General features: G+C 64.5%; 23 protein-coding genes and 1 other RNA gene. 10 read left to right on the top strand and 14 right to left on the bottom strand.

Features of this window, described 5'->3' with window-relative positions:
• Positions 1-84: 84 nt before the first annotated feature.
• The 6 genes from NLI84_RS03175 to NLI84_RS03150 form a co-directional block, all read right to left on the bottom strand.
• The gene (locus NLI84_RS03175) at positions 85-849 is read right to left on the bottom strand and encodes a uroporphyrinogen-III synthase (RefSeq protein ID WP_255988131.1); all 765 of its coding nucleotides are present in this window, start codon (positions 847-849) and stop codon (positions 85-87) included.
• Complete coding sequence (gene hemC / locus NLI84_RS03170; protein ID WP_255988130.1) at positions 846-1,778, bottom strand: hydroxymethylbilane synthase; 933 nt, start codon at positions 1,776-1,778, stop codon at positions 846-848. The genes NLI84_RS03175 and hemC overlap by 4 nt, the downstream gene beginning before the upstream one ends.
• Positions 1,779-1,888: 110 nt before the next feature.
• Positions 1,889-4,096, bottom strand: coding sequence for a catalase/peroxidase HPI (gene katG, locus NLI84_RS03165; protein WP_255988129.1), 2,208 nt, complete (start codon positions 4,094-4,096; stop codon positions 1,889-1,891).
• A gap of 336 nt (positions 4,097-4,432) precedes the next feature.
• The gene (locus NLI84_RS03160; protein WP_255988128.1) at positions 4,433-5,167 is read right to left on the bottom strand and encodes an anaerobic ribonucleoside-triphosphate reductase activating protein; all 735 of its coding nucleotides are present in this window, start codon (positions 5,165-5,167) and stop codon (positions 4,433-4,435) included.
• A gap of 1 nt (position 5,168) precedes the next feature.
• Complete coding sequence (gene nrdD, locus NLI84_RS03155) at positions 5,169-5,354, bottom strand: anaerobic ribonucleoside-triphosphate reductase (protein ID WP_255988126.1); 186 nt, start codon at positions 5,352-5,354, stop codon at positions 5,169-5,171.
• A 142-nt stretch (positions 5,355-5,496) separates the two neighbouring features.
• On the bottom strand, positions 5,497-7,503 hold the full coding sequence (locus NLI84_RS03150) for a ribonucleoside triphosphate reductase (protein ID WP_255988124.1): 2,007 nt from the start codon (positions 7,501-7,503) through the stop codon (positions 5,497-5,499).
• A gap of 812 nt (positions 7,504-8,315) precedes the next feature.
• Between NLI84_RS03150 and NLI84_RS19115 the strand changes: the two genes are divergently transcribed.
• Positions 8,316-10,202 carry a sensor domain-containing diguanylate cyclase gene (locus tag NLI84_RS19115; protein WP_255988122.1) on the top strand — a complete coding sequence of 629 codons (1,887 nt, stop codon included), beginning with the start codon at positions 8,316-8,318 and terminating at the stop codon, positions 10,200-10,202.
• Between the two features lie 663 nt (positions 10,203-10,865).
• Here the strand turns inward: NLI84_RS19115 and NLI84_RS03140 are convergent.
• Genes NLI84_RS03140 through msrQ form a run of 3 tightly spaced genes read right to left on the bottom strand, consistent with a single transcriptional unit; the run spans position 10,866 to position 12,690 of the window.
• Positions 10,866-11,321 (bottom strand): threonine/serine exporter family protein, encoded by a 456-nt coding sequence (locus NLI84_RS03140; RefSeq protein WP_255988121.1) that lies wholly within the window; start codon positions 11,319-11,321, stop codon positions 10,866-10,868.
• Positions 11,318-12,070 carry a threonine/serine exporter family protein gene (locus NLI84_RS03135; RefSeq protein WP_255988120.1) on the bottom strand — a complete coding sequence of 251 codons (753 nt, stop codon included), beginning with the start codon at positions 12,068-12,070 and terminating at the stop codon, positions 11,318-11,320. The genes NLI84_RS03140 and NLI84_RS03135 overlap by 4 nt, the downstream gene beginning before the upstream one ends.
• Before the next feature lie 44 nt (positions 12,071-12,114).
• Positions 12,115-12,690, bottom strand: a complete 576-nt coding sequence (gene msrQ / locus NLI84_RS03130; RefSeq protein WP_255988119.1) for a protein-methionine-sulfoxide reductase heme-binding subunit MsrQ — start codon at positions 12,688-12,690, stop codon at positions 12,115-12,117.
• Between the two features lie 104 nt (positions 12,691-12,794).
• On the opposite strand from msrQ, the gene proB reads away from it, so the two are divergent.
• Positions 12,795-13,913, top strand: coding sequence for a glutamate 5-kinase (proB, locus tag NLI84_RS03125; RefSeq protein ID WP_255988118.1), 1,119 nt, complete (start codon positions 12,795-12,797; stop codon positions 13,911-13,913).
• 170 nt (positions 13,914-14,083) lie between these two features.
• Here the strand turns inward: proB and NLI84_RS03120 are convergent, their stop codons facing one another.
• Complete coding sequence (locus tag NLI84_RS03120) at positions 14,084-14,674, bottom strand: CNP1-like family protein (RefSeq protein WP_255988116.1); 591 nt, start codon at positions 14,672-14,674, stop codon at positions 14,084-14,086.
• Positions 14,675-14,717: 43 nt separating this feature from the next.
• On the bottom strand, positions 14,718-15,776 hold the full coding sequence (locus tag NLI84_RS03115; protein WP_255988114.1) for a cation diffusion facilitator family transporter: 1,059 nt from the start codon (positions 15,774-15,776) through the stop codon (positions 14,718-14,720).
• Between the two features lie 167 nt (positions 15,777-15,943).
• Between NLI84_RS03115 and NLI84_RS03110 the strand changes: the two genes are divergently transcribed.
• From NLI84_RS03110 to rnpB, 4 genes are all read left to right on the top strand, one after another.
• On the top strand, positions 15,944-16,177 hold the full coding sequence (locus NLI84_RS03110; protein WP_255988113.1) for a sulfurtransferase TusA family protein: 234 nt from the start codon (positions 15,944-15,946) through the stop codon (positions 16,175-16,177).
• A 59-nt stretch (positions 16,178-16,236) separates the two neighbouring features.
• Complete coding sequence (pyrC, locus tag NLI84_RS03105; RefSeq protein WP_255988110.1) at positions 16,237-17,274, top strand: dihydroorotase; 1,038 nt, start codon at positions 16,237-16,239, stop codon at positions 17,272-17,274.
• A complete protein-coding gene (locus NLI84_RS03100; protein ID WP_255988109.1) occupies positions 17,274-17,762 on the top strand; it encodes a hypothetical protein in 489 nt (162 codons plus the stop codon). Before pyrC ends, NLI84_RS03100 begins: the two co-directional genes overlap by 1 nt.
• A 9-nt stretch (positions 17,763-17,771) precedes the next feature.
• Positions 17,772-18,280: RNase P RNA component class A (gene rnpB / locus NLI84_RS03095), an RNA gene on the top strand.
• Positions 18,281-18,705: 425 nt separating this feature from the next.
• On the opposite strand, the gene NLI84_RS03090 is transcribed toward rnpB, so the two are convergent.
• Positions 18,706-19,149, bottom strand: a complete 444-nt coding sequence (locus NLI84_RS03090; RefSeq protein ID WP_255988107.1) for a GNAT family N-acetyltransferase — start codon at positions 19,147-19,149, stop codon at positions 18,706-18,708.
• Between the two features lie 86 nt (positions 19,150-19,235).
• Complete coding sequence (locus NLI84_RS03085) at positions 19,236-19,496, bottom strand: accessory factor UbiK family protein (protein WP_255988106.1); 261 nt, start codon at positions 19,494-19,496, stop codon at positions 19,236-19,238.
• Between the two features lie 266 nt (positions 19,497-19,762).
• Here NLI84_RS03085 and glnK point away from each other — a divergent pair, with 266 nt between their 5' ends.
• From glnK to NLI84_RS03065, 4 genes are all read left to right on the top strand, one after another.
• Positions 19,763-20,101: a P-II family nitrogen regulator gene (gene glnK, locus NLI84_RS03080; protein WP_148713894.1), complete on the top strand. Its 339-nt coding sequence runs from the start codon at positions 19,763-19,765 to the stop codon at positions 20,099-20,101.
• Between the two features lie 28 nt (positions 20,102-20,129).
• A complete protein-coding gene (amt, locus tag NLI84_RS03075) occupies positions 20,130-21,431 on the top strand; it encodes an ammonium transporter (protein ID WP_255988104.1) in 1,302 nt (433 codons plus the stop codon).
• Between the two features lie 128 nt (positions 21,432-21,559).
• A complete protein-coding gene (locus NLI84_RS03070) occupies positions 21,560-21,907 on the top strand; it encodes a DUF1289 domain-containing protein (RefSeq protein ID WP_255988103.1) in 348 nt (115 codons plus the stop codon).
• Positions 21,908-21,983: 76 nt separating this feature from the next.
• Positions 21,984-22,634, top strand: coding sequence for a DsbA family oxidoreductase (locus NLI84_RS03065; protein ID WP_255988101.1), 651 nt, complete (start codon positions 21,984-21,986; stop codon positions 22,632-22,634).
• A gap of 194 nt (positions 22,635-22,828) precedes the next feature.
• Here NLI84_RS03065 and NLI84_RS03060 read toward each other — a convergent pair whose 3' ends face one another.
• Positions 22,829-24,079 (bottom strand): Hsp70 family protein, encoded by a 1,251-nt coding sequence (locus NLI84_RS03060; RefSeq protein ID WP_255988100.1) that lies wholly within the window; start codon positions 24,077-24,079, stop codon positions 22,829-22,831.
• Between the last annotated feature and the right edge of the window lie 142 nt (positions 24,080-24,221).

Below are 24,221 nucleotides of genomic sequence, written 5' to 3'. Positions count from 1 at the left end.
GACAGCGCTCGGGCCAGTGCCGGTGCGTGGCAAGGCGCAAGACGCTGCAAAGGAATACCGTGAGCGGCTTGCAACGACACGGTTTTACTGTATCCGGGCGTAGTGGCGGCACACGGTGTCGACGATGCCGGTGTCTCCGGCGGCGGTCAGCACGACCTTGCCGACGCCTTGCTGGTGCAGCGCCGCGGCGATTCTGGGGTGCGGCGCAAAATACTGTAGCGATTGTAGCCGTTCGCGGGTGGTGGCTCCAACCATGGAAAACAAGTGTTGCGCGGCTTCGGAACTCGAGATGACGACGCCATCGCAACCGGCGTCTAGTTCGGCGACGAGCCGGGCCTCGTCGAAGGCGGGCGGAAGTCGGCGGTAGGCGGCGATCGTGGTCAGCGTGGCGCCACGCGCCACCAGCCCCTGCGGCAGCACCTCGCGCCCGCCGTCGCCGCGTAGCAGTAGCACCTGCCTCGCGTGTAGCGGCAGCGTGGCATCGAGTTCGGCCAGCAGGCCTTCGCTGTCGTAGCGCTCGGCTGGCGCGATCACCCGGGTGATCCCTAGCTCCCTCGCCCGTGCCGCACTGCCGGGGCCGACCACTGCGGCGGGCAATCGGGCCGGCCAGGGCGAGGCAAGCCGCGTGAACACTGCGTCGAGCGCGGAGGGGCTGACGAACACGGCCAGATCGAAGCTGGCAAGGCGCGCCAGGGCGGCCTCCAGCGGCGCGGCATCGAGCGGCGGCGCGATCTCCAGCAAGGGCAGCTGTACCGCTACCGCCCCAGTGGTTTGCAGCAGGTCGGCCAGCGTTGTTGCCTGCTGGCAGGGGCGGGTGACCCAGATGCGACGGCCGGCGAGCGCGCTCATGTTTCCTTCAGCGCTTCCAGGATGTCGGCCGCGCCCTCGGTCAGCAAGAGCTCGGCGACCTTGAGGCCGAGGCCGTCGGCCGCGGCGCGGGTACCGTTGGCCTCGCCGTAGACGATGCGGCTGCCATCGGGCAGGCCAACGCAGCCGCGCAAACGCAAAAAGCCGTCGTCGTCCTCGGCGTAGGCGGCGAGCGGAATCTGGCACGAGCCGCCGAGCCGGCGCGACAACGCGCGCTCGGCGGTGACGCAGGCCGCCGTGGCTGCATCGTTGAACGGCGCGAGCAGCTTGGTCAGATCCGCGCGGTCGGCGCGGATTTCCAGGCCCAGCGCGCCCTGGCCGGGTGCCGGCAGGCTGTCGTCGCACTGCATTTCGCTGCGAATGCGCGCGGTAAGGCCCAGCCGCTTGAGGCCGGCGGCGGCGAGCAGGATGGCGTCGTAGTCACCGGCGTCGAGCTTGGCGAGCCGGGTGCCGACGTTGCCGCGTAGCGGCTTGACGATGAGTTGCGGGAAACTGGCGCGCAGCTGCGCTTCGCGCCGCAGGCTGGAGGTGCCGACCACGCTGCCTGCCGGCAGCTCGGCAAGGCTGGCGTAGCGGTTGGAAACGAAGGCATCGCGCGGGTCTTCGCGCTTGCCGATCGCCGCCAGCGCGAAGCCCTCGGGCAGCACCATGGGCACGTCCTTCATCGAATGCACCGCAAGGTCCGCGCGGCCCTCGGCCAGCGCCTGCTCCAGCTCCTTCACGAAGAGGCCCTTGCCGCCGATCTTGTTCAGCGTCACGTCCAGAATGCGATCACCCTGTGTCGTCATGCCCAAGAGTTCCACCGTCAGTCCCGGATACTGCGCCAGCAGCCAGTCGCGCACGTGGTGCGCCTGCCACAACGCCAGCGGGCTTTCTCGGGTGGCGATGACGATGCGATCAGGGCGGGGCATGGCTGGCACTCTGCGGCGAAAACGCGGATTTTATCATGGGCCACCCTCGGATTCGGCCAGGCAAAACGCCCGGTCGGAACCGGGCGTTTGCGGGTGGGAAGACTGTCGGATCAGGCCAGATCGAAACGATCGAGGTTCATCACCTTGTTCCAGGCGGCGACGAAGTCACGGACGAATTTCTCCTTGCCATCGATCTGGGCGTAGACCTCGGCCAGCGCGCGCAATACCGAGTTCGAGCCAAACACCAGATCAACGCGGCTGGCGCTGTACTTGACCGCGCCCGTCCTGCGATCCCTGCCGTCAAAGCCGTCGCCGTTGGGCGTCCACTCGGTGGCCATGTCGAGCAGGTTGACGAAGAAGTCGTTGGACAACACGCCGACCCGCTCGGTGAACACGCCGGTGTTGCTGCCGTCGTAGTTGGCACCGAGCACGCGCAGGCCACCGACGAGTGCAGTCAATTCCGGCGCAGTCAGCGTCAGGAGCTGGGCCTTGTCCACCAGCAGGTGCTCGGCAGGCACTGCCGACGGGGCTTTCAGGTAGTTGCGGAAACCATCGGCGAACGGTTCCAGCTTGGCAAACGAAGCGACGTCGGTCTGCCCCGCGCTGGCGTCGACCCGGCCCGGCGTGAACGGCACTTCGATCGCGACGCCGGCGGCCTTGGCCGCCTGCTCGACGCCGACACAGCCGGCCAGCACGATGATATCGGCCAGCGAGGCCTTGCCGGAGGCCTGCTGGATCGCTTCGAGCTTGGGCAGCACCGTGATCGCCTGCTGGTTCACCGCCCAGTCCTTTTGCGGGGCCAGGCGGATGCGTGCGCCATTGGCGCCACCGCGCTTGTCGCCACCGCGGAAGGTCGAGGCCGACGCCCAGGCGAGCGACACCAGTTCGGCAACCGACAGGCCGGCTGCGGCGATCCTCGCCTTCAGGTCGGCAATGTCGGCTGCACTGGGCAGCAGCGTTGCTGCCGGCAGCGGGTCTTGCCACAGCAGGTCTTCCTTGGGCACTTCCGGGCCAAGGTAGCGGCTCTTGGGCCCGAGGTCGCGGTGGGTCAGCTTGAACCAGGCGCGGGCATAGGCTTCGGCGAAGGCCTGCGGGTCGTCAAGGAAGCGGCGCGAGATGGGCGCGTAGACCGGATCGAAGCGCAGCGACAGATCGGTGGTGAGCATGGTCGGCCGCTTCGGTGCGCCGCCGTGCGCATCGGGAATGATGGCATCGGCCCCCTTGGCCACCCACTGGATGGCGCCGGCCGGGCTCTTGCTCTGCTCCCACTCGAACTTGAACAGGATCTGGAAGAAATCATTGCTCCAGCGCGCCGGGGTGGTGGTCCAGGTCACTTCCAGGCCGGAAGTGATGGTATCGCCGCCCTTGCCGGTGCCATAGCTGCTCTTCCAGCCAAAGCCCTGTTCTTCCAGCGCACTGGCTTCCGGGGCGGCGCCGACATGGCTTGCCGGGCCGGCGCCGTGTGTCTTGCCCAGCGTGTGGCCGCCGGCGATCAGCGCCACGGTCTCTTCATCGTCCATCGCCATGCGGGCGAAGGTTTCGCGGATATCGATCGCTGCGGCGAGCGGATCGGGATTGCCGTCCGGGCCTTCCGGGTTCACATAGATCAGGCCCATCTGCACCGCGGCGAGCGGGTTTTCCAGTACGCGTGAGTGGATGTTGCCGTCGGCGTCGTCCTCGGAGACCAGGACCGCGTCGTCCTTGCCCTTGGCGACACCGGGCGAGCCGTGGGCGTAGCGCACATCGCCGCCCAGCCAGGTCTTCTCTGCGCCCCAGTACACGTCCTGATCCGGTTCCCACACGTCTTCGCGCCCGCCGGCGAAACCGAAAGTGCGAAAACCGGTGGACTCCAGCGCGACATTGCCGGCCAGGATCATCAGATCGGCCCAAGATATCTTCTGGCCGTATTTCTGCTTGATCGGCCACAGCAGGCGGCGCGCCTTGTCGAGGCTGACGTTGTCCGGCCAGGAGTTGAGCGGTGCGAAGCGCTGCTGGCCGCGACCGCCACCGCCACGCCCGTCGCCGACGCGGTAGGTGCCGGCGCTGTGCCAGGCCATGCGGATCATCAGCCCGGCGTAGCTGCCAAAATCGGCCGGCCACCAGTCCTGCGAGGTGGTCATCATCACCAGCAGGTCTTTCTTCAGCGCGGCGTAGTCCAGCTGCTTGAACGCTTCGCGGTAGCTGAACTTGCTGCCGAGCGGATTGGACTTCTCGGAATGCTGGTTCAGCAGTTCGAGTTTCAACTGCTGCGGCCACCAGTCCCGATTGGTTGCGCCACCACCGGCTGCGTGGAATGGGCACTTTGCTTCATCGGACATGGGCTTGCTCCTTGACGGGTTGAGGGTTGGCCGGGGTGCGGGCCAGGTGGGGAAAAGCGGGCTTGCAGTTGGACGACATCAGGTCTGGCTGTAACACGCCCAGAGCGCAGTCCAATCGATGTGGGTGATGATGAACATGGCATTCCTCGCCGCGCGGGGTGGACGACCCAGTATCGGATTGGCACGAACAAATGAAAAATTGATTAAAGCTTGAACGAAAATAGCGTAAAGCTATGAAAGTGAAATAGTGCATGCTGAACGCTGACGAAAGCGCCGCATGCATTCCGGGTAGGATAGTCGGTGGCCTTGCGCAAGATCGGCGAGATCACGCGCAGTTCAGGCGGCTTCGCGCAGCGTGAAGTGATCAAAGCGCTGGGCCAGCGCCGACAACAGTTGCGCATCAGGTAGGCCGACGGGTTGACGCACCAGTTCCTGATCGTGGCAGCCGGTGGGCCGGAAACATTGCAAGGCGTAGTCGCGCACGCCGAGCGTAGCCAGCGTATCGGCCAGCCGCAGCAGCGCGGCGTTGTCCTGCAGGATGGGGTGCCAAGTGGTGCGGCATTCGAAGGCGACGCCGCTGGCCAGCAGCAGATCGAGCGAGCGACGTGCCGCTTCGCCGCTGTTCAGCACGCCGGTGATGCCGGCGTAGTCGGCAAAATCATGCTTGATGTCGAAGCCTACCCAGTCGAGCAGCGGCAGGCATTGTGCGAATCGCACTGGATAGGCGCCGCCGGTGTGCAGCGCCGTCTTGAAGCCGAGCGCGCGCACTTGCGCCAGCATCTCGGGCAGCCGCGCCTCGACCAGCGGGTCGCCACCGCAGAACACCACGGCGTCGATCAGGCCGCGCCGCGTCGGCAGCCAGCCCAGGATTTCATCCCATTGCGGTGCGCCGGGCGGCGCTACGCGTTGCTGCAGCTCCGGGTTGTGGCAGTAGCGGCAGCGCCAGGGGCAGCCGGCAATGAACACCACGCAGGCGAGCTCGCCTGGCCAGTCGCAGCCGGAAAACGGCACCAAGCCCGCCAGCCTGGGCGGCCGGCGGGCTTCGTCGTGCAAATGCAGCGCCTGGTCCACCTCAGCGCTCGCGGAAGAACGTCCGCTCGGCAAACTCACCCTGCTTGCCGGTGTTGAAGGCCGAAACCGGCCGGTGATACCCCATCACCCGGGTCCAGACTTCACAGCGCGTGCGTAGTTCGTCGGGCAAGGCTTCTATCGATGGGGCGTCGCTTGCCAGGTGGCGTTGTTCGGAAAGATCGGTCATCGCAAGGTCCTCTTCGTGGGGGGAAGTTAGAGCCGCAAACAAAACCCAGTGCAATGGTGCTGGCAAGGCGCGCGAAACGCAGGCAGTACGAGAAGTACGACCAGTGAGCGCAACGCGGCCAGCTGGGTTTTATTAGCGGCGCTTATTCGGTGCAGCAGGCCGCGCGCTTTTGCAGGAGCTCCGCATCGCACTTGGGGCAGTACTCGTGGTGGCCGGACAGATAGCCGTGTTTGGGGCAGATCGAGAACGTTGGCGTCACGGTCACGTAGGGCAGCCGGTAGTTGGAGAGCGCGCGCTGTACCAGCCGCTTGCAGGCCTCGGCCGACGAGATTGCCTCGCCCATGTAAAGGTGCAGCACGGTGCCGCCGGTGTACTGGCGCTGCAGCGCCTGCTGCCGCTCCAGCGCGTCGAACGGGTCGTCGGTAAAGCCGACCGGCAGCTGGGTGGAATTGGTGTAGTAAGGCTGCTCAACACTGCCGGCCTGCAGGATGGCGGGATAATGCTTGCGATCCTCGCGGGCAAAGCGATAAGTGGTGCCCTCGGCGGGCGTCGCCTCCAGGTTGTAGAGGTGTCCAGTCTCCTCCTGGAAGGCGGTAATCCGCTCACGGATATGCGAGAGCAGCCGCAGCGCGAAATCGTGGCCCCAGGGCGTGCTGATGTCCTCGGCGTCGTGCGTGAAGTTGCGGATCATCTCGTTCACGCCGTTCACGCCCAGCGTGCTGAAGTGGTTGCGCAGCGTGCCGAGGTAGCGGCGGCTGTATGGGTAGAGCCCCGCATCCATCAGCCGCTGGATCACCTTGCGCTTCAGTTCCAGCGATTGCTTGCCCAGTTCCAGCAACAGATCGACACGGCGCAGCATCCCGGCCTCGTCGCCGGCGTACTCGAAACCGATGCGCGCGCAATTGAGCGTGACGACGCCCAGCGAGCCGGTCTGCTCGGCGCTGCCAAAGAGGCCATTGCCACGCTTCAGTAGCTCGCGCAAATCGAGCTGCAGTCGGCAGCACATCGAGCGCACCATCTGCGGTTCCAGGTCCGAGTTCACGAAGTTCTGGAAATACGGCAGGCCGTACTTGGCGGTCATCTCGAACAGCAGCGCGCTGTTGGGGTGATCCCAGGCGAAATCCTTGGTGATGTTGTAGGTGGGGATGGGGAAGGTGAACACGCGCCCGAGCGCATCGCCTTCCATCATCACCTCGATGTAGGCGCGGTTGATCAGGTCCATTTCCGCTTGCAGCTCGCCGTAGCTGAACGGGCATTCCTCGCCGCCGACGTAGGGAATCTGCTCGCGCAGGTCTTCTGGGCAGATCCAGTCGAAAGTGAGGTTCGTGAACGGCGTCTGCGTGCCCCAGCGGCTCGGCACGTTCAGGTTGTAGATCAGCTCCTGGATGTACTGCTTCACCTGCGCATACGCGAGGCCATCGGCGCGCACGAACGGCGCCATATAGGTATCGAACGAGCTGAATGCCTGCGCACCGGCCCATTCGTTCTGCAGCGTGCCGAGGAAATTGACGATCTGGCCGATCGCGGCCGAGAAATGCCGTGGCGGCTTGGCCTCCACCTTGCCCGGCACGCCGTTGAAGCCCTCGTGCAGCAGCCGGCGCAGGCTCCAGCCGGCGCAATAGCCGGCCAGCATGTCCAGATCGTGGATATGGATCGCGCCGGAACGGTGTGCCTCGCCCATTTCGCGCGGGTAGACGTGATTGAGCCAGTAGTTGGCGATCACCTTGCCGCTGGTGTTGAGGATCAGCCCACCGAGGCTGTAACCCTGGTTGGCATTGGCCTGCACCCGCCAGTCGCTGCGTTCCAGGTATTCGTTGATGCTGGCGGCCACATCGACCACGGTACGCGTGTCCTCGCGTAGCCGGCGGTGCGATTCGCGGTAGCCGATATAGGCGCGCGCGGTTTTCAGGTAGCCGACCTGCAGCAGCTCCGTCTCCACCGCATCCTGCACCGCCTCGATCTGCGCGGTGTCGGTGTCATCGAGCCGCGTGCACACGGTGAGCGCCAGCTGTGCCGCGCGCTCATCATCGAACTCGCCGCTGGCAGCGCCAGCACGCGCCAGCGCGTCGGCGATCTTGGTGGCATCGAACGGCACAATGCGGCCATCGCGTTTGCTAAGGTATTGCGGGGAGAGCGCCGAACCCAACATCTTTGTGCTCCATAAGGTAATGGACACAATATATTGTGGTTTGTCGTGGAAGTTCGGGTGAACTGGAACGGGGTTGACGGAGATCAAAAACTGACGGGAGAGGGGGATTTGGCTGGATGTCCAGCCTGTCGTTATTGCGAGATGTAGCTGGAAGAAGCGCTGTTTAGCGCCTGCGGCGCGGTGTTCACTTGCCGGTTCCGCCCGGCGGACGGGTTCATTTCTTTTGCTTCGCCAAAAGAAACGAACCAAAGAAAAGGCGACCCCTGCCTTACGGCCCTCCGGGCTACCCTCAGTCGGTCGCGAGCCTAGGTCTCGCTCCACTCCTTCGGCGCTTGGCAAAGGGGAGGAAAACCACGCACCGGCATGGCTGCCTAAGCGTAAGCGTTCTGAACGCTAGGCGACCTTATGCGTTCGACGCACCACGAAGTCTGGGGAAGCTGCTCACTCGTGAGCACCCTTTCTGGTGCTCGTAAACACCTCACAGCTCGGATGGGATCTGCACTTTCAGAAGCTGCTGATCGGCCAAAGCGGAAGTTCGTGTCGTGGATTGTGAACTTCCGGTTCCGACCCCAAGCGGACGTTCGAAGCTATTCGACCGGATAGCAGCTTCTCAGCCAAAGCTGTCGATCAAATCCAGTGGCAAAGTCCGCCCCCCTGTGGGGACCTTCAGTTCGCTGAACTCTCGGCCGCAACGTGGTCGTTGCCCGGTCAAGTTCAGCCCGATGGCGTCATGGAAACACTAGGCTTGTTGTTGCCATTGTCAGAACCTAAGCTGGCCTGTTGAGCTGTCAAACGGCGGTGGAGGGGTTTCCGTGCCGAAAGAGACGGAAGCACGACATGGCTTCAGCACGGGAGTGCACAAGTCCTCCCTGCAATGGAAATACGGTGCGCTGGCGGCCACGCTCATCGTGTGGTTGACCATTGGTATCAGCGCCTTGCAGATCTGGTGGAACTTGAAAGCCACTGAGAGCCGCACCTACTCCCACCTCGTCGATACGTCGCATCATATTGATCAAGCGATGTATCGCTTCTTCGCGGAGAACCGGACGCTCGCGCGGACCATACTCGACCAATTTCCGCCGGATTCCGCAAGCGCTAGCTCACCGTGCCAGCCAATTTGCAGCGAAACGCTGCTCGCGCTGCAGCGCAGGTATGTCGAACTATTTCCCGGCATCGACATTTTGATAGTGGATCCGCAAGGGCAGATCGTCGCTGCAACTGAGAAGGACATGCAAAATCGCATCGGCGGACTCGCTGAGATAGCCACCCATTTCCGCACCGACCGAAACGCCCGAGCCATGCTGCATTACGCGAAGAACAGCCGCAATGAGCACGCGGTGCTGATGGCGTGGGCTCTACGCAGCGCGACAGGCGAGTTGTTCGCCATTGGCGTCTTCATTGAACCGGTAACCCAGTTGGCCGAGATTATCGCCGCACCACAACTGGGGCCTGGCCGTGCCGTGACGATAAGCGATGCCAGGGGCGTCTTACTGGCGCGCGATCCGAAGCCCGAGCTGGTTCATCCAGGTCAGCTACTGAGGCAGTATATCGAAGAGCAGCGCCCTGCCCGAGGCATGGGCAGCTTTCGAGCCGTCTCGAAGATTGATGGCCTGGATCGGCTCTTCATCAAGCGGGACATTCCCTTCTCGCAGTCTTCCGACGGCTTGGTTCTGTGGGTCGGCATGAGTACCGACGACTATCTGGCCGAGTGGCGCCGGTCCGCGTTGCTTACGCTCTTCAGCTGTTGCATATTGCTGGCAGGCTGGATTTGGGGCCTGTTTGTCCTCAAACATGACGCGCAGTCCACGACGCGGCTCCTCGGCTCGGTGAGGTTGATGCACAAGGTGATCGAATCGGCCCCTGTGCCCACCGTCGTGGTCAGTCAGCAAGAGGGCCGCGTGGTAATGAGCAACGCCACGATGCTCAACGCCTTCGGCGCGCTGGCGGCCGTCGGCCAACCCGTCAGACCCTTATTCGGCGAGGAGACGCTGCCCAAACTCCTGTCTGCTGGCGAGAACGTGACGCCGGTGGTGGTGGAGTTGTTGTCTCGCAATGGCCCCATCCACGCCGAGTTGTACCACACCGATCTTGGCGACTTCGGCGAAGTCGACGACCCCTGCTCGCTGGTGGTGTTAGTTGACGTTTCCGAACGCCACAAGCGCGAGCTGCACTTGAAGCTTGCCGCCACCACCGACGTCCTGACCGGCCTGATCAACCGGCGACATTTCAATTACGAAGCCGAACAAGCTATTGCTGCGGCCCGCCAGCAGGGGACTCCTTTAGCGGTCCTGGTCCTGGACCTGGACCACTTCAAGCGCGTCAACGACGAGCATGGTCACGATATCGGCGACGTAGTCCTGGCCACGATGGCTCAGGTCATCAAGGTAGTGCTGCGCGAGGGCGATCTGGCCGCCCGTATGGGCGGAGAGGAGTTTGCGACTCTCCTTCCCAAGGCCGATCGACAGCAGGCGATGGCCGTCGCCGAGCGCATCCGGCAGGCTGTTGCGGCTACCCCTATCATGCTTCCTGACAACCAGGTCCTGGGGGTGACGGTGAGCATCGGGGTGGGCATTTGGCAAGCTCACGATACGGACATCCACGCCAGCCTCAAGCGAGCAGATCTAGCGCTCTATGTCGCCAAGGAAAATGGGCGAAATCGGGTAGTCGCCGACGAGACCGGAGACTCGCCCCCCGGCTGATCGCTGGTGTCTACTGGGGCATTAATGTTTGCAACGGGGCGGAAGTATATTCGTCGACTGGAATAACGGTCGTGCGATCTTTAGATCGCAACAGCGACAACTAACCGCGGCAATGGCCGACAAGCCGACAAATTAACTTCTGATCGAATGATCAGGGGTGCATATGAGTAAACAGCGTGGGTGATCAAGTCTGCCAGAGTTTGCAGAAGCACCAAGCAAACAAAGACAGGCTGCACTATCCAGCCAAATCCCCTTTTTCTCCTTGCTCCAAGTGGAGTTCACGTAGCGTGCAGTGGCTTCACGCCTTGGCACATGAGCCGGCGCGTGGTTTTCCTCCCCTTTGCCAAGCGCCGAAGGAGTGGAGCGAGACCTAGGCTCGCGACCGACTGAGGGTAGCCCGGAGGGCCGTAAGGCACGGGGTCGCCTTTTCTTTGGTTCATTTCTTTTGGCGAAGCAAAAGAAATGAACCCGTGGGCGCGGCGGAACGTGCATGAAAACACTGCGCCTTAGGCGCAAAACAGCGCCTTTCCTCAGCTGCGCCAAGCTCGCAACAAAGGCGACGCATCCAGCCAAATCCCCCCTCGCCCCCCTTGCGCCAAGGGGGGAAGGCTTGCGGCGCCACCGAATGGCGTACCAGCGCAAACGCCGATTGCGCCCCGCTCACTAATGTCCCTTCTTTGGCCACAACAACGCCGGCGCGGCGATGCCGATCGCCAAGGCCAGCAAGATCATCGCCGCCTTCACGATGTTGTATCCGGCATCGACCAGATGCTGCTGCGCCTGGCTGGCTTCGGTCACGCTGGCCAGCTGCAACAGCGCCTGCACCGCCTTGTACATATAGGTGCCGGGCACCATGGGGATGGCGGCGCAGACGGCGTAGACCGGCGCGGCCTGGCGGGCGCGGCGGCTCCACCACTCGGCGCAGAAGCCGATCAAGAGTGCGGCGACCAGGGTGCCGAGCACGATGTCACTGCCGGCATGCACCAGGCCGAAGCGCAGGCCATGGCCGGCCAGCGCCAGCGCGCACGACAACCACAAGGTGCGCGGCGGTACGTTGAACAGCACAGCGAAGCCGAGTGCAGCGGGGATGGACCACAGTTCGACCAGCCAGCCGCTCATGTCAGCACCCGTAGCGCCAGGCTCATCCCTATGCCTATGCCGAGCACGAATACCGCGCTCATGGTCAGCCGCACGGTGCCGTTGAGATAGTTGCCATTCAGGAGATCGGCCGCGCCATTGATCAGCGGCACGCCGGGAATCAGGAACAGTACCGAGGCGGCGAGCGCGGCATCCGGCGTGGCGGACAGCCAGCGTGCCAGCACGCCGGTCAGGATGGCGGCAAGTGCCGATGTGGCGATGGCGAATACCAGCGGCTTGTAGCCGGCCTTGGCCAGCCGCAGCCGCAGCCAGGTGCCAAGGCCCGCACCCACGGTGGTCGCCACTACGGCAGCGAGATCGCCGCCGAACAGTGCGGCAAAGCCGCCACAGGCGAAACCGACCACCAGCGCGATCAACCAGCGCGGTGCGTAGTGCGGTCGGGTGTGCATATCGTCCAGCAGGTGGGTAAAAGCCTGGACACTGATGCGCCCTGCCTCCAGCGAAGCGAGCGCGCGCTCCACGCCCGTGAGCGTGCGGAAATTCACGCCCATGTGCGGCGCCTTGTGGAAGGCCGTGTGCTGCTCACCGCGCGCGGATATGGTCAACCCGAGATTCAGCGACGACACCAGCGTATGGGCGTGATCGGCGCCGAGCGCCTGGGCGGCACGCGTCATGGTGTCGGCGGTGCGCGCGGTATCGCCGCCGGATTGATGGACCAGATTGCCGGCCTGCAGTGCAAGGTGGGCAATATCGTTCAGGGAAAGCGCCATGGCTGCAGCTTAGGCGACGACGCCCCGTTCTGCGTTGCGCGCGATCAAGCGCGCCAGCGGCGCACGATACGCCAGCCCAGCAACACGATGAGCACGGCAGCGTACATCGCAGGCTCGGTCACGTCGCGCTTTACCAGCCACCAGTAATGCAGCACGCCGAGGATGGCGATGGGGTAGACCAGCGCATGCAGCCGACCCCAGTTGCGCTTGAGCCGGCGCATCATCGCGTCGGTCGAGGTGGCTGCCAGCGGGATCAGCAGCGTGAAGGCGGTGAAACCGACAGTGATGAAGGGCCGCTTGACCACGTCGTGCCACATCGCGGCGGCGTCAAACCCATGATCGAGCGCGAACCAGGTGGTGAAATGCAGGCAGACATAGCAGAACGCGTAGAGCCCCAGCATGCGGCGCAAGCGGATCAACGGATTCCAGCCGCTGATCTGGCGCAGCGGCGTGATCGCCAGCGTGGCGAGCAGGTACACCAAGGCCCAGGTGCCCGTCTGGTGCGTGATGTATTCGACCGGGTTGACGGCCTGCAGCACGAATATTCCCGTCCACACCAGCGGCGCGAGGCAGGCGACGAAGAGCGCGGGCTTGAGCCAGCGGGGCAGCGTATTGGGCATGTCGGTCCGGGGCGGGGCGCAGGTGATCAGCTTCCCATTCCTCGCGGCCGAACAGCAAATCTGACAGCCCGGCTATAATCGCCGGTTCCACAGGAAGCCATGTCATGAACAGCCTGATCCATTCCGCGCAACGCATCGTCGTCAAGGTCGGTTCCAGCCTCGTCACCAATGAAGGGCGGGGGCTGGACCATAGCGCGCTGGCGCGCTGGGCGGCGGAGATCGCCGAGCTGACGCGCCTGGGCAAGGCGGTGGTGCTGGTGTCCAGCGGCGCGATCGCCGAAGGCGTGGCGCGGCTGGGCTGGAAGGAAAAACCAGCCACCGTGCACGAGAAACAGGCCGCCGCTGCCGTCGGCCAGATGGGGCTGTGCCAGGCCTACGAGAGCGCGTTCCGCCAGCACGGGCTCAAGACCGCCCAGGTGCTGCTGACGCACGAGGACATGGCTGACCGTACCCGCTACCTGAACGCGCGCTCGACGCTGCTGACGCTGCTCGAGCTGGGGGTGATCCCCATCATCAACGAAAACGACACCGTGGTCACCGCCGAGATCAAGTTCGGCGACAACGATACGCTGGGCGCGTTGGTGACCAATTTGATCGAGGGCGACGCCCTCATCATCCTGACCGACCAGCAGGGCCTCTACACCGCAGACCCGCGCAAGGACCCGGCCGCCACGCTGATCCGCAATGCGGTGGCCGGCACGCCCGAGCTGGAAGCGATGGCGGGCGGCGCCGGCTCCAGCGTCGGCACTGGCGGCATGTATACCAAGATCATCGCCGCCAAGCGCGCTGCGCGCAGTGGCGCCGCCACCGTGATCGCCTGCGGCCGCGAAGAGCACGTGCTGACCCGGCTGGCGAATGGCGAACCGATCGGCACCGAGCTCGTCGCGCAGACCACGCCGCTCGCGGCCAAGAAGCAATGGATCGCCGATCACCTGCAGCTCAAGGGGCGCGTGATTGTCGACGACGGCGCCCGCCGCGCGATTGCCGAGCGCGGCTCCAGCCTGCTGCCGATCGGCGTGACCGCGGTCGAGGGCGAGTTCTCGCGCGGTGACGTGGTCAGCTGCGTCGATCCGGAAGGCCGCGAGATCGCACGCGGCCTCGCCAACTACGGCGCGGCCGAAGCGCGCCGCATCGTGCGCCTGCCCACCGGGCAGATCGAATCGGTGCTGGGCTATATCGACGAGCCCGAACTGATCCATCGCGACAATCTGGTGCTGGTTTAAGCGCGGCGAACAAACCCTAAGGCGGCGCCGCGCTCCTTGGCCGTACGCCTCGTATTGCTTACGACCGGAGACCCCCGGCTTGCCCGGCCGATGCGCGCGAATACGGCACCAGCGGCTTCGCGGGCGCTGTCCTTGCAAGCGCCGGAGGCAACCAAGGCGCGCACAGCGGATCAGTTGTTGCGGCAACCCGGGCAGTCGTTGGGCTGTTTCTTGCTGTCCCACAGCTCGTTCACGATGGTTGCGCTCTTTTCCGGAGTGCCGCCGCTGCAGAACACCGTCGACAGCTCGCCCTGGTAGGCGTTGCGCTGATTCTTGACCATGCGCTTCCACCCCTGCGAGCCATCCTGCCACTGTTTGCCAACCTCGTTACCGTAGGCATAGACACGGTACTGCTTGGTCTTGCAGTCGATACCCTCGAAGCTGACGTTGCGCACGTTGCCGCGCCTGGGAACGATCGCCATCGCGTAGCGGACGATGTCGTCCTGGCCGACGCTGATACTGTCGAGCGAAATATAGAAATCGTTGGCGCGCGATTCGTAATTCACCGAGTACGGCACCCAGCGCTTGAGCGTATCCAGTTCCGGCTTGGTGAAGGGTTGCTCGGGTGGCGTGGGCGGAGTGTCGCCGAACAACCACTCCTTGAAGCCCCAGCCTTCGTCCTCGGCCGAGTTCTCTATGTAGGTGCCTGATTCACCCGAGGCCTCGCCGGCATGGGCGCTGACGGCTACGAGCAGGGTGGCGAGGGCGATCCAGCTTTTCATGATGCGTAGACTCCAAAACGGCGATGCTAGCAGTGCCGCTTGTTCAATGTCGATGACCGTCGTGACCATGCTGGTGGTCGTGGTCGTGGTCGTGGTCGTGGTCGGCACGTTTGCCGCTCGCGACCGGGGTGATCGGAATGTGGCGGCCCGGCGGATGGTAGAACCAGGATGGCTGCAGCGTCACGTGGTCGATGCCGAAGCGCGCCTTGAGCATGCTGCCCAGCCTCGCCAGCAGCGCCGGCCATTCCTTCGGTGATTCGATCACCAGGTGCGCCGACAAGGCCACCCGGCCCTGGGCGATCAGCCACACGTGCAGATCGTGCACCTGAGCTACCCCGTCCTCCTTGGCCAGCGCGTAGCCCACCTCGTCGAGCTTGATATGGCTGGGCACGCCTTCCATCAGCACGTGGGTGCTCTGGCGCAACAGTTGCCAAGTCGAGCGCAGGATCAACAGGCTGACCGCCACCGAGAGTATGGGATCGATAGGCTGCCAGCCGGTGAAATAGATGACGGCGCCGGCGGCGATCGCCGCCACCGAACCCAAGAGGTCACCCAGCACATGGATCAGCGCGGCCCGGCTGTTCATGTTGTCGTGGTCGTGCGAGAGGATCCACGCCGAAAGGATGTTCACCAAGAGGCCGATCACGGCGATCACCATCACGCCCACGCCGTTCACTGGATGCGGATTGAGCAGCCGGCTCACCGCTTCTACTGCGATCCACACCACCAGCGCGATCATCGCCACGCTGTTGATCAGCGCGCCGATGACTTCGGCGCGGGCGTAGCCGTAGCTCTGGCGCCGATCGGCCGGGCGCTGGCTGACGATGTTGGCGATCACCGCCAGCATCAGTGCCGCGGCGTCGGTGAACATATGGCCGGCATCGGAGATCAGCGCCAGCGAGCCGGCCCACACGCCGCCGCCAAGCTCGATCAGGCCGAAGCCGCCGGTGATCACCAGCGCCAGCAGCAGCCGTTTCTGCGTGGCGTGCGCACCGTGGTGGTGGTGGTGATGGGCGTGATCGAAATGGTGGTCGTGATCCTGGTTGTGACCGCCAGCCGCATCGTGCGGATGGTCGTGGTGGTGGGGGTCGGTCAGGGCCATGAGAAGGTTCCGCTGCGGGCTGTGATCGAAGCGTGCCGCGTCCGCCCCGCCTTGGCAACGTCAGTGTTGCCGAGCGTCGGCGAACCAGACGCGTGGCCGGCTGCAGCGCGGCTCGCCGCGCGGCGCGTGGCCGCGTAAAATCAGGCTTTTATCGCAATCATGTCACCATGACGCCGAATCTTGCCATCGATCTTTCCGGCCTCAACTGCCCGCTGCCCATCCTGCGCACCAAGAAGGCGCTGGCCAATCTGCGGGGCGGCGATACGCTCGCCGTCACGTGCACCGATCCGGCCACACCCACCGATTTTGCCGCTTTCTGCCGCCAGACCGGGCACGAGCTGGTCGAATCGAGCGCGGCGGACCATGCCTTCCATTTCCTGATCCGCAAGCGCGCCGATTGAACCGATCATCTTGCGTGCGGGCGGCCTGCCGCCCAGCCAACCCGATACGAGCCTGACCCATGACCCAGACCCTGACCATCACCCGCCCGGACGACTGGCATCTGCACCTGCGCGACGGCGCGCTGATGGCGTCCGTGCTGCCGCACACCGCGCGCGAGTTCGCCCGCGCCATCGTCATGCCGAATCTGAAGCCGCCCGTCTCAACGGTGGACATGGCGCTGGCCTACCGCGAGCGCATTGTGGCCGCGCTGCCAGCGGGTAGTGATTTCCAGCCCTTGATGACGCTGTACCTCACCAGCAACCTGACGCCCGATGAAGTGGTCAAGGCCCGCGCGAGCGGCGTGGTACAGGCGGTGAAGCTGTACCCGGCTGGCGCGACCACCAATTCCGAGGCTGGCGTGGCCGGGCTCGATGGCGTGATGCCGACGCTGGAGAAAATGGCCGAGATCGGCCTGCCCTTCCTGGTGCATGGCGAAGTCACCGATCCGGCGGTCGACGTGTTCGATCGCGAGGCGGCGTTCATCGACCAGGTGATGGCGCCGCTGCTTCAGCGCCTGCCCGAGCTGCGCGTGGTGTTCGAGCACATCACCACGAAGCAGGCCGCGCAGTTCGTGTTGGATGCCGGCGACAATGTCGGCGCCACCGTCACGCCGCAGCACCTGTTGATGAACCGCAATGCGCTGTTCCAGGGCGGTATCCGCCCTCATCACTACTGCCTGCCGGTGCTCAAGCGCGAGGAGCATCGCCGAGCGCTGGTCGCCGCCGTTACCTCGGGCAGCACGAAGTTCTTCCTCGGCACCGACAGCGCGCCGCACGCGCAGCACACCAAGGAAGCGTCCTGTGGTTGCGCCGGCATCTACTCGGCGCACGCGGCGCTGGCGTTCTATGCCGAGGCGTTTGAGGCCGCCGGTCGCCTCGATGCACTCGAAGCGTTCGCCAGCTTCAACGGCCCGGATTTCTACCGCCTGCCACGCAATAGCGGCACCGTCACACTGGTGAAGGACGCCTGGACCGTGCCGGCGTCCTATCCCTTTGGCGAGCACGATGTGGTGCCGCTGCGCGCCGGCGAAGCGCTCTCATGGCGGCTGGCCCACTGATGCCCATCGTCCATCGTGCGGCCTTTCGTCCTGGCTGGTGGGCCGCGCTCGCCGTGATCGCCGCCGCGGCCTGGTTCGGTCGGCCCTTGTTGTCGGGCGCCAGTTTCGAGCACGGCTTCTTCGGCCTGTTCTGGTACACCATGCTGGCGCTGGCCACCGTGCTGTGGGCGCTGCCCAGCGAGCAGGGCTGGGATGGCACGCAGTTCTATCGCCGCTGGCGGCTGCTTGGCGTGGCTACGGTGTTCGAGCGTACGTATCCGGCCAGTGCCTATACCGGCATCGCGCTGGAACAGGATGTCAACGCCTTTGGCCGCGACAGCATCTGGCTGGTGCTGGAAGGTGCCGAACGCCTGGTGTTCGCGCACTGGCGTGCCAGCGCGGCCAATGTGGCGCGGGCCCAGGCACTGGCTGTGGCATTGTCCTCTGCGAGCGGCCTGCCGCGTGCGGGCGAGGAATCCCCTACCCAAGGCGAGCCCCACGCGGGATAATGGCGGCGCAAAGCAGGCCGGATCGTCGCTGCCGTGGCAACACGGGGGAGGAAAGTCCGGGCTCCGCAGGGCAGGATGCCGGCTAACGGCCGGGCGGCGAAAGCCGACGGACAGTGCAACAGAGAGCTGAACCGCCGATGGCATGGACTACGCCGAGCGCAAGCGAGGCAAAGTCCATCCGTTCAGAAAGGGTGCAGACTGGCTTGCCAGGATGTGCATGGACTGGATGGCCGGGTTGAAGGCGCGATTGAAGCGTGCCGGACCGGGCACAGGCAAGGGTGAAAAGGTGTTCCCGTCGGGGAAGTGGGCAACCACCGGTAAGAGCGCACCGCGGACGTGGCAACACGGACGGCAGGGTAAACCCCATCCGGAGCAAGACCAAGCAGCAGGCGTCGACGGGGCCCCCTGAGTCTGCGGGTAGGTTGCTGGAGCGTGTCGGCAACGGCACGCCTAGAGGAATGACGGTCGTTCGCGGTTCGCCGCGATCACAGAACCCGGCTTACAGGCCCGCTTTGCATAAATACAAGCAAAACGCCGCTCAACGAGCGGCGTTTTGTTTTATGGCTATATCGGGCCGAGATCGCTAGTGTTCTTCCAGCACATAAATGTGCTCCCACTCGCAATGGTAAGCACAACCAGGCAGCGCTGCGACAGTACGCCTATGCAACCACCCATGCTCTGTCTTTTGCAGCGACATTGCGTATCCAACGGCGGGGTATTCCCGCCGCAATAACGCTAATGCGCGCTTTCCCGTGAGTGTTTTCGACGACGCTGTCTGGACTTGGCGGGTCTGGATCAAACGTTGCTCTGTCCCGATACAGCGAAAAACCTTGAATGTGACAATAGCCATATCAGTGGCGCCTCCGAAGGATGAGGGCTGGGCGGCACTCAAACGCACGCGCTAAGCCAGCGTAGCCTGTCTGAAACGGGCTTCTCTCTTACCTCACACCTTCAGCACGAACTGCAAAAACCCCATCTCGCGGCGGAAGCCCTGGTTCTGGTAGAGGCGTTGGGCGCGCACATTCTCCGGGGAGGTTTCGACGCGGATCTGGTCGGCGCCGGCCGCGCGCGCGGCAACTTCGACGGCTTGCAACAGCTCGGTGCCGATGCGGCCACCGCGCAGATCCGATTGTACGTAGATGTCGTTCAGCACCCAGATGGGGCCGAGCGCCAATGACGACAGGCTGGGGTAGGCCTGGGCAAAGCCCAGCAAGCGGCCTTCCTTCTCGGCGACGAACAGACGGGAATCCTTGTATTCCATGCGCAGCGCGATAAAGGCGCGCGCGCGGGCCAGATCGGATTCGCGACGGTAGAACTGGCGGTACTGGTCGAATAGCGCGGCAAGCGCATCAAGATCGTCCAGTGTGGCGATGCGTATCGTGGTCATAGTGGAATCTGCAAGTAAAGAACCGGGCGATTGCCCGGTTCGGGGCCGGTCGGTCACCGGCTTCAAGCAAGAACGATGCCGCCTGATTACAGGCTGTCCTGCGGGTTGTTGGCGTGCAACTTGGCTTCCAGTTCCAGCACGCGTGCTTCGAGTGCCGTGAGCGTCTCGCGGGTGCGTGCCAGCACTTCCTGTTGCACCTCGAATTCCTCGCGCGTGACCAGATCCATCTTGGTGAAAGCCGAAGCCATCATTGCGCGCACGTTCTTTTCAATATCCTTGGCCGGGCTGTTGGCGAGCGCCTCGGACATCTTGGCGGAGATTTCGTCGAAAAATTTTTCCTTCAGCATGGCGGGCTCCTGGCTAGGGCTGCAAATAGGTATGGCTCAGTGTAGCAGACGAGATCGAACCGTCTTTGCACTATGACTCGCCCGGCGCCCAGGGGTTCGTGCACCGAGTTGGTGCCATGACTGCGTTCTGCGCCATGCCTGTGCGCGGCATCGGTGCGTGGCGCGAAGGTCGGCATCATCCGGCCCGGCGCCATCGCGTTGTCGCTGCGTTGGCACGCTTTCTGCTCAGAGGATAGCCGTCTTTACCCGGCCTACGAGGAATCCCCATGAAATTCGTTACTGCCATCATCAAGCCGTTCAAGCTCGATGAGGTCCGCGAAGCCCTTTCCGCCATTGGCGTCCAGGGCATGACCGTGACCGAAGTGAAGGGCTTTGGTCGTCAGAAGGGCCACACCGAGCTGTATCGCGGCGCCGAGTATGTCGTCGACTTCCTGCCCAAGGTGAAGCTGGAAATCGCGATCGCGGACGATCTGGTCGACCAGACCATCGAAGCGATCGAGAAGGCCGCCCAGACCGGCAAGATCGGCGACGGCAAGATCTTCGTGTTCGATCTCGAGCACATCGCGCGCATACGCACCGGCGAGACCGGCGAAGCCGCCATCTAATTCGCCTCAGGGAAGGAGAGATACGCAAATGAAAAAACTGATCGCAGCAAGCCTGCCGCTGTTGGCGGGCCTGGCCCACGCCGAAGAGGCAGCGGCGCCGGTGCTGAGCAAGGCCGACAACGGCTGGATACTGGTCTGCTCGGCCCTCGTCATCCTGATGTCCATTCCGGGCCTCGCGCTGTTCTACGGTGGGCTCGTACGCACCAAGAACATGCTGTCGGTGCTGGCCCAGGTGCTGACCGTGTTCGCGCTGATCTCGGTGCTGTGGGTCGTCGTCGGTTACAGCATCGCCTTCACCTCGGGCAATGCCTTCATCGGCGGCTTCGGCCGCGTGCTGCTGGCGGGCGTCACCCCCGGCTCGCTCGCCGATACCTTCACCGCCGAAGTGAAGATCAGCGAGTTCACCTTCGTTGCCTTCCAGGGCGCCTTTGCCGCCATCACCTGCGCGCTGATCGTCGGCGGCTTCGCCGAACGCGTGAAATTCAGCGCCGTGCTGATCTTTACCGCCGTGTGGTTCCTGCTGGCCTATGCGCCGATCGCCCACATGGTGTGGTTCACCGAAGGCCTGCTGTTCAAGCATGGCGCGCTCGATTTCGCCGGCGGCACCGTGGTGCACATCAACGCTGCCGTAGCCGGTCTCGTCGGTGCCTACTTCGTTGGCAAGCGCGTCGGCTACGGCCGTGACGCGATGACGCCGCACAGCCTGACCATGACCATGATCGGCGCCTCGCTGCTGTGGGTGGGCTGGTTCGGCTTCAACGCCGGCTCTGCGCTGGAGGCCAATGGCGTGGCTGCGCTCGCCTTCGTCAACACCTGCGTTGCCACCGCGGCCGCCACGCTGTCCTGGCTGTTCGTCGAGTGGATGATCAAGGGCAAGCCTTCGCTCTTGGGTGCAGCGTCGGGCGCCATCGCCGGCCTCGTCATCATCACCCCGGCTGCGGGCCTGGTCGGTGTCGGCGGCGGTCTCGTCATGGGCGTGATCGGCGGTCTGGCCGGCCTGTGGGGCGTGCATGGTCTGAAGAAGCTCTTGAAGGTCGACGATTCGCTCGACGTGTTCGGCATCCATGGCGTATGCGGCATCATCGGCGCGGTGCTGACCGGCGTGTTCTACGCCCCGGCGCTGGGCGGCATGGGCCCGGCCGACTTCGACATGGCCAAGCAGGTGCTGATCCAGTTCGAAGGCGTGGGCATCACCATCGTCTGGTCGGGTCTTGTCTCCATCGCCCTGTTCGCCATCCTCAAGGCCACCATCGGCCTGCGCGTGAAGGAAGACGAAGAGCGCGAGGGTCTGGACGTGACCAGCCACGGCGAAAAGGCCTACAACATGTAATCACCCAAAGGCCGGGCTTCAGCCCGGCTCATCAGCAGAACAACAAAGTCCTCAGGGCCCGCCGACTGGCGGGCTTTTCTTTTGCGCGGTGCTGGCGATGATGGCGACCCCACTGCGATACTGGTCACATGAACGAAACCGCAGCGCCTTTCCCACAACCCTCGCCGTGCGTCGCGCAGTGCCAGCTCGACGAGGACGACGTCTGCATCGGCTGTCGCCGCACCGTGGCAGAGATCGCTGTCTGGTCGCGCCTCGATGACGCGCAGAAGGCCGCGGTCTGGCAGCGCTTGCGTGCGCTTCCTCCACCCTCGCGTCGCACCACGTGCAGCCGCTGCGGCGCCCGCTTTCACTGCGGCAGTGGCGGCCAGAAGGGCGGTTGCTGGTGCGCCGATCTGCCCCCGGTTATGGTGAGCACTGCGCAGGACTGCCTGTGTCCGGATTGCCTGCGCGAACGCATCAAAGGCCGCGCCCCATAAACCCTGTCGCGGGCGTGGTTGAATCGGCCGGTTCCGACCGCACTATGCGATACATAGTCACTCGCAGGGAGCCGACATGGCCACAACGTTGAAGATCGATTTTGTCTCGGACGTGGTCTGTCCCTGGTGCGCCATCGGCCTCTATGGCCTGTTGCAGGGCGCGGCGCAGGCCGGGGTCGAGCTCGACCTCACCTTTCATCCGTTCGAACTCAATCCGCAGATGGCGCCGGAAGGCGAGGACATCGCCGAGCACCTGATCGCCAAATACGGCATGAGCCGCGAACAGCTGGCGCAAAGCCAGGAGGCGATCCGCCAGCGCGGCGAAGCGCTGGGCTTCCATTTCGACATGGACGCGCGCTCGCGCACCTACAACACGTTCGACGCGCACCGCCTGCTGCACTGGGCCGGCGAGCTGGGCGCGGCGCAGCAGCTGGCGCTCAAGCAATCGCTGCTGCAGGCGTATTTCGGCATGGGGCGCAATGTGAGCGATACGGATGTTCTGGTCGAGGCAGCCCTCTCCGCCGGTCTCGATGGCGAGGCGGCGCGCGAGGTGCTCGATAGTCGCCGCTATGCCGGCGAAGTGCGTGCGTCCGAGCGCTACTACCAGCAACAGGGCATCAGCGGGGTGCCCGCCGTCATCGTCAACCAGCAATACCTGATCTCGGGGGGACAGCCGCCCGAGACCTTTGCCCAGGCATTGCGCAAGATCGCCGATGACGAGGCCTGAGGGCGGCTGAGCAAACATGAATGGCCCGGGCTGTACAGCGTTGCGTGCGAGCCCGTCTAAGAGCCGCTAACAAAACCCTGAAGCCACGTCGCACTTAACGCCGTACGCGATGTACAGCCTGCGTTTCGCGCTTCTTGCCAGCACCGCTGCGCTGGGTTCGGTTAGCCGCTCTTAGGGTAGCCGCGCCAAGTCGCTCAGCCGTAGCGCTGGCGCGCCACCACGGCAAGGCCGGCACCGACGCTGCCGTAGGCATCGCCTTCGACCGCGCGTGCGGCCGGGAAGCGCGCCGCCAGCGCCGCGCGCAAGGCAGGAACGGCGGAGGCGCCGCCGGTGAAGAATAGCGTGTCGATCTCGTCGGCCCGGATCCCGGCCTGCGTGAGCGCGGCATCGGCGGCGTTGCCGACGGCGGCGAGCTCGTCGGCGATCGCGTCCTCGAAGGTGCCGCGAGCAAGCTCGAGCCGCAGCGCATTGTCGACCTCGGGCAGCGGCAGATCGACCGCAACGGCGGCAGACAGGGCGATCTTGGCGTCTTCCACCCGCATCGCCAGGTGATGCGCCGATTGCTGGCGCACCACGGCGAGCAGCCGGTTGAAGCGCGCGGCGTCGGTCACTTCGGGTGCCAGCTCCTGCAGCGTGCGCCAGGTCTTTTTGGTGTAAGCGAAGTTGATGGTGTGCCAGGTGGCGAGCTGGAAAAACACCGAGCTTGGGAACAGCGCGCCATTCTTCAGTGCGGCGCCCAGGCCCAGCTCGGGCATGATGGCGGCTAGCGACAAGCGCTTGTCCAGATCGGTGCCGCCCACGTGCACACCACTGCTGGCGAGTAGATCGCTGCTGCGATCCGCCTTGCCACGCCGCTCGGGCGAGAGCCGCACCAGCGAGAAATCGGAGGTGCCGCCGCCGATGTCGACCACCAGCGTCAATTCCTCACGCGTGATGTCTTCCTCATAGGCGTGAGCGGCGGCGATCGGCTCGAACTGGAAGCTCACTTCGGCAAAGCCCAGATCCCGCGCGATGTCGGCCAGCGTGCGCTCGGCCAGTGCGTCGGCGGCGTCGTTGTCGTCGACGAAGCGCACCGGGCGGCCCAGCACCACCGCATCGAACGCCGTGCTGGCCTGCTGTTCGGCGCGGCGCTTTAGCTCGCCGATAAAGCAGCCGATCAGCGACTTGAACGACAGCATGCGCCCGGCCACCTCGGTGCCCTGGTCGATCAGGCTGCTGCCGAGCAGGCTCTTCATCGACCGCATCAGCCGGCCTTCGTAACCCTCCAGATACTCGGTCAGCGCGGCGCGACCGAAGGCAAGGCTGTCCTCGTCGAGGTTGAAGAACACGGCCGAAGGCAGCGTCACTTTGCCTTCCTCCAGTGCCAGCAGGCGCGGGCCCTGGGTGGTGTAGTGCGCGGCGGTGGAGTTGGACGTACCGAAATCGATGCCGCAAGCGTGGTTCATGGCGTGGCCGCAAGAAAAAGCGCGCGAAGGTACGCGAGGGGCGCCGGCGCGTCAAACCCGCCAGTCCAGTGGCGCATGCTACAGCAAGCACAGGCGCGGTTTGCATGCAACGGATAAAGCTGTTAGCTTGCGCGTTTTCTGA

Origin of the sequence: Chitinolyticbacter albus, assembly GCF_024437655.1 — a bacterium.
GTDB classification, from domain to species: Bacteria; Pseudomonadota; Gammaproteobacteria; order Burkholderiales; family Chitinibacteraceae; genus Chitinolyticbacter; species Chitinolyticbacter albus.
Note: the sequence above shows the minus strand (reverse complement) of the source record. Positions and strands in the feature narration are given on the sequence as shown.

Excerpts from the sequence above, each read along its gene's own strand:
- NLI84_RS03175 (WP_255988131.1), bottom strand. The coding sequence starts at position 849 with ATGAGCGCGCTCGCCGGCCGTCGCATCTGGGTCACCCGCCCCTGCCAG.
- hemC (WP_255988130.1), bottom strand. The coding sequence starts at position 1,778 with ATGCCCCGCCCTGATCGCATCGTCATCGCCACCCGAGAAAGCCCGCTG.
- katG (WP_255988129.1), bottom strand. The coding sequence starts at position 4,096 with ATGTCCGATGAAGCAAAGTGCCCATTCCACGCAGCCGGTGGTGGCGCA.
- nrdD (WP_255988126.1), bottom strand. The coding sequence starts at position 5,354 with ATGACCGATCTTTCCGAACAACGCCACCTGGCAAGCGACGCCCCATCG.
- NLI84_RS03150 (WP_255988124.1), bottom strand. The coding sequence starts at position 7,503 with ATGTTGGGTTCGGCGCTCTCCCCGCAATACCTTAGCAAACGCGATGGC.
- NLI84_RS03140 (WP_255988121.1), bottom strand. The coding sequence starts at position 11,321 with ATGAGCGGCTGGCTGGTCGAACTGTGGTCCATCCCCGCTGCACTCGGC.
- NLI84_RS03135 (WP_255988120.1), bottom strand. The coding sequence starts at position 12,070 with ATGGCGCTTTCCCTGAACGATATTGCCCACCTTGCACTGCAGGCCGGC.
- msrQ (WP_255988119.1), bottom strand. The coding sequence starts at position 12,690 with ATGCCCAATACGCTGCCCCGCTGGCTCAAGCCCGCGCTCTTCGTCGCC.
- proB (WP_255988118.1), top strand. The coding sequence starts at position 12,795 with ATGAACAGCCTGATCCATTCCGCGCAACGCATCGTCGTCAAGGTCGGT.
- NLI84_RS03120 (WP_255988116.1), bottom strand. The coding sequence starts at position 14,674 with ATGAAAAGCTGGATCGCCCTCGCCACCCTGCTCGTAGCCGTCAGCGCC.
- NLI84_RS03115 (WP_255988114.1), bottom strand. The coding sequence starts at position 15,776 with ATGGCCCTGACCGACCCCCACCACCACGACCATCCGCACGATGCGGCT.
- NLI84_RS03110 (WP_255988113.1), top strand. The coding sequence starts at position 15,944 with ATGACGCCGAATCTTGCCATCGATCTTTCCGGCCTCAACTGCCCGCTG.
- pyrC (WP_255988110.1), top strand. The coding sequence starts at position 16,237 with ATGACCCAGACCCTGACCATCACCCGCCCGGACGACTGGCATCTGCAC.
- NLI84_RS03100 (WP_255988109.1), top strand. The coding sequence starts at position 17,274 with ATGCCCATCGTCCATCGTGCGGCCTTTCGTCCTGGCTGGTGGGCCGCG.
- NLI84_RS03090 (WP_255988107.1), bottom strand. The coding sequence starts at position 19,149 with ATGACCACGATACGCATCGCCACACTGGACGATCTTGATGCGCTTGCC.
- NLI84_RS03085 (WP_255988106.1), bottom strand. The coding sequence starts at position 19,496 with ATGCTGAAGGAAAAATTTTTCGACGAAATCTCCGCCAAGATGTCCGAG.
- glnK (WP_148713894.1), top strand. The coding sequence starts at position 19,763 with ATGAAATTCGTTACTGCCATCATCAAGCCGTTCAAGCTCGATGAGGTC.
- amt (WP_255988104.1), top strand. The coding sequence starts at position 20,130 with ATGAAAAAACTGATCGCAGCAAGCCTGCCGCTGTTGGCGGGCCTGGCC.
- NLI84_RS03070 (WP_255988103.1), top strand. The coding sequence starts at position 21,560 with ATGAACGAAACCGCAGCGCCTTTCCCACAACCCTCGCCGTGCGTCGCG.
- NLI84_RS03065 (WP_255988101.1), top strand. The coding sequence starts at position 21,984 with ATGGCCACAACGTTGAAGATCGATTTTGTCTCGGACGTGGTCTGTCCC.
- NLI84_RS03060 (WP_255988100.1), bottom strand. The coding sequence starts at position 24,079 with ATGAACCACGCTTGCGGCATCGATTTCGGTACGTCCAACTCCACCGCC.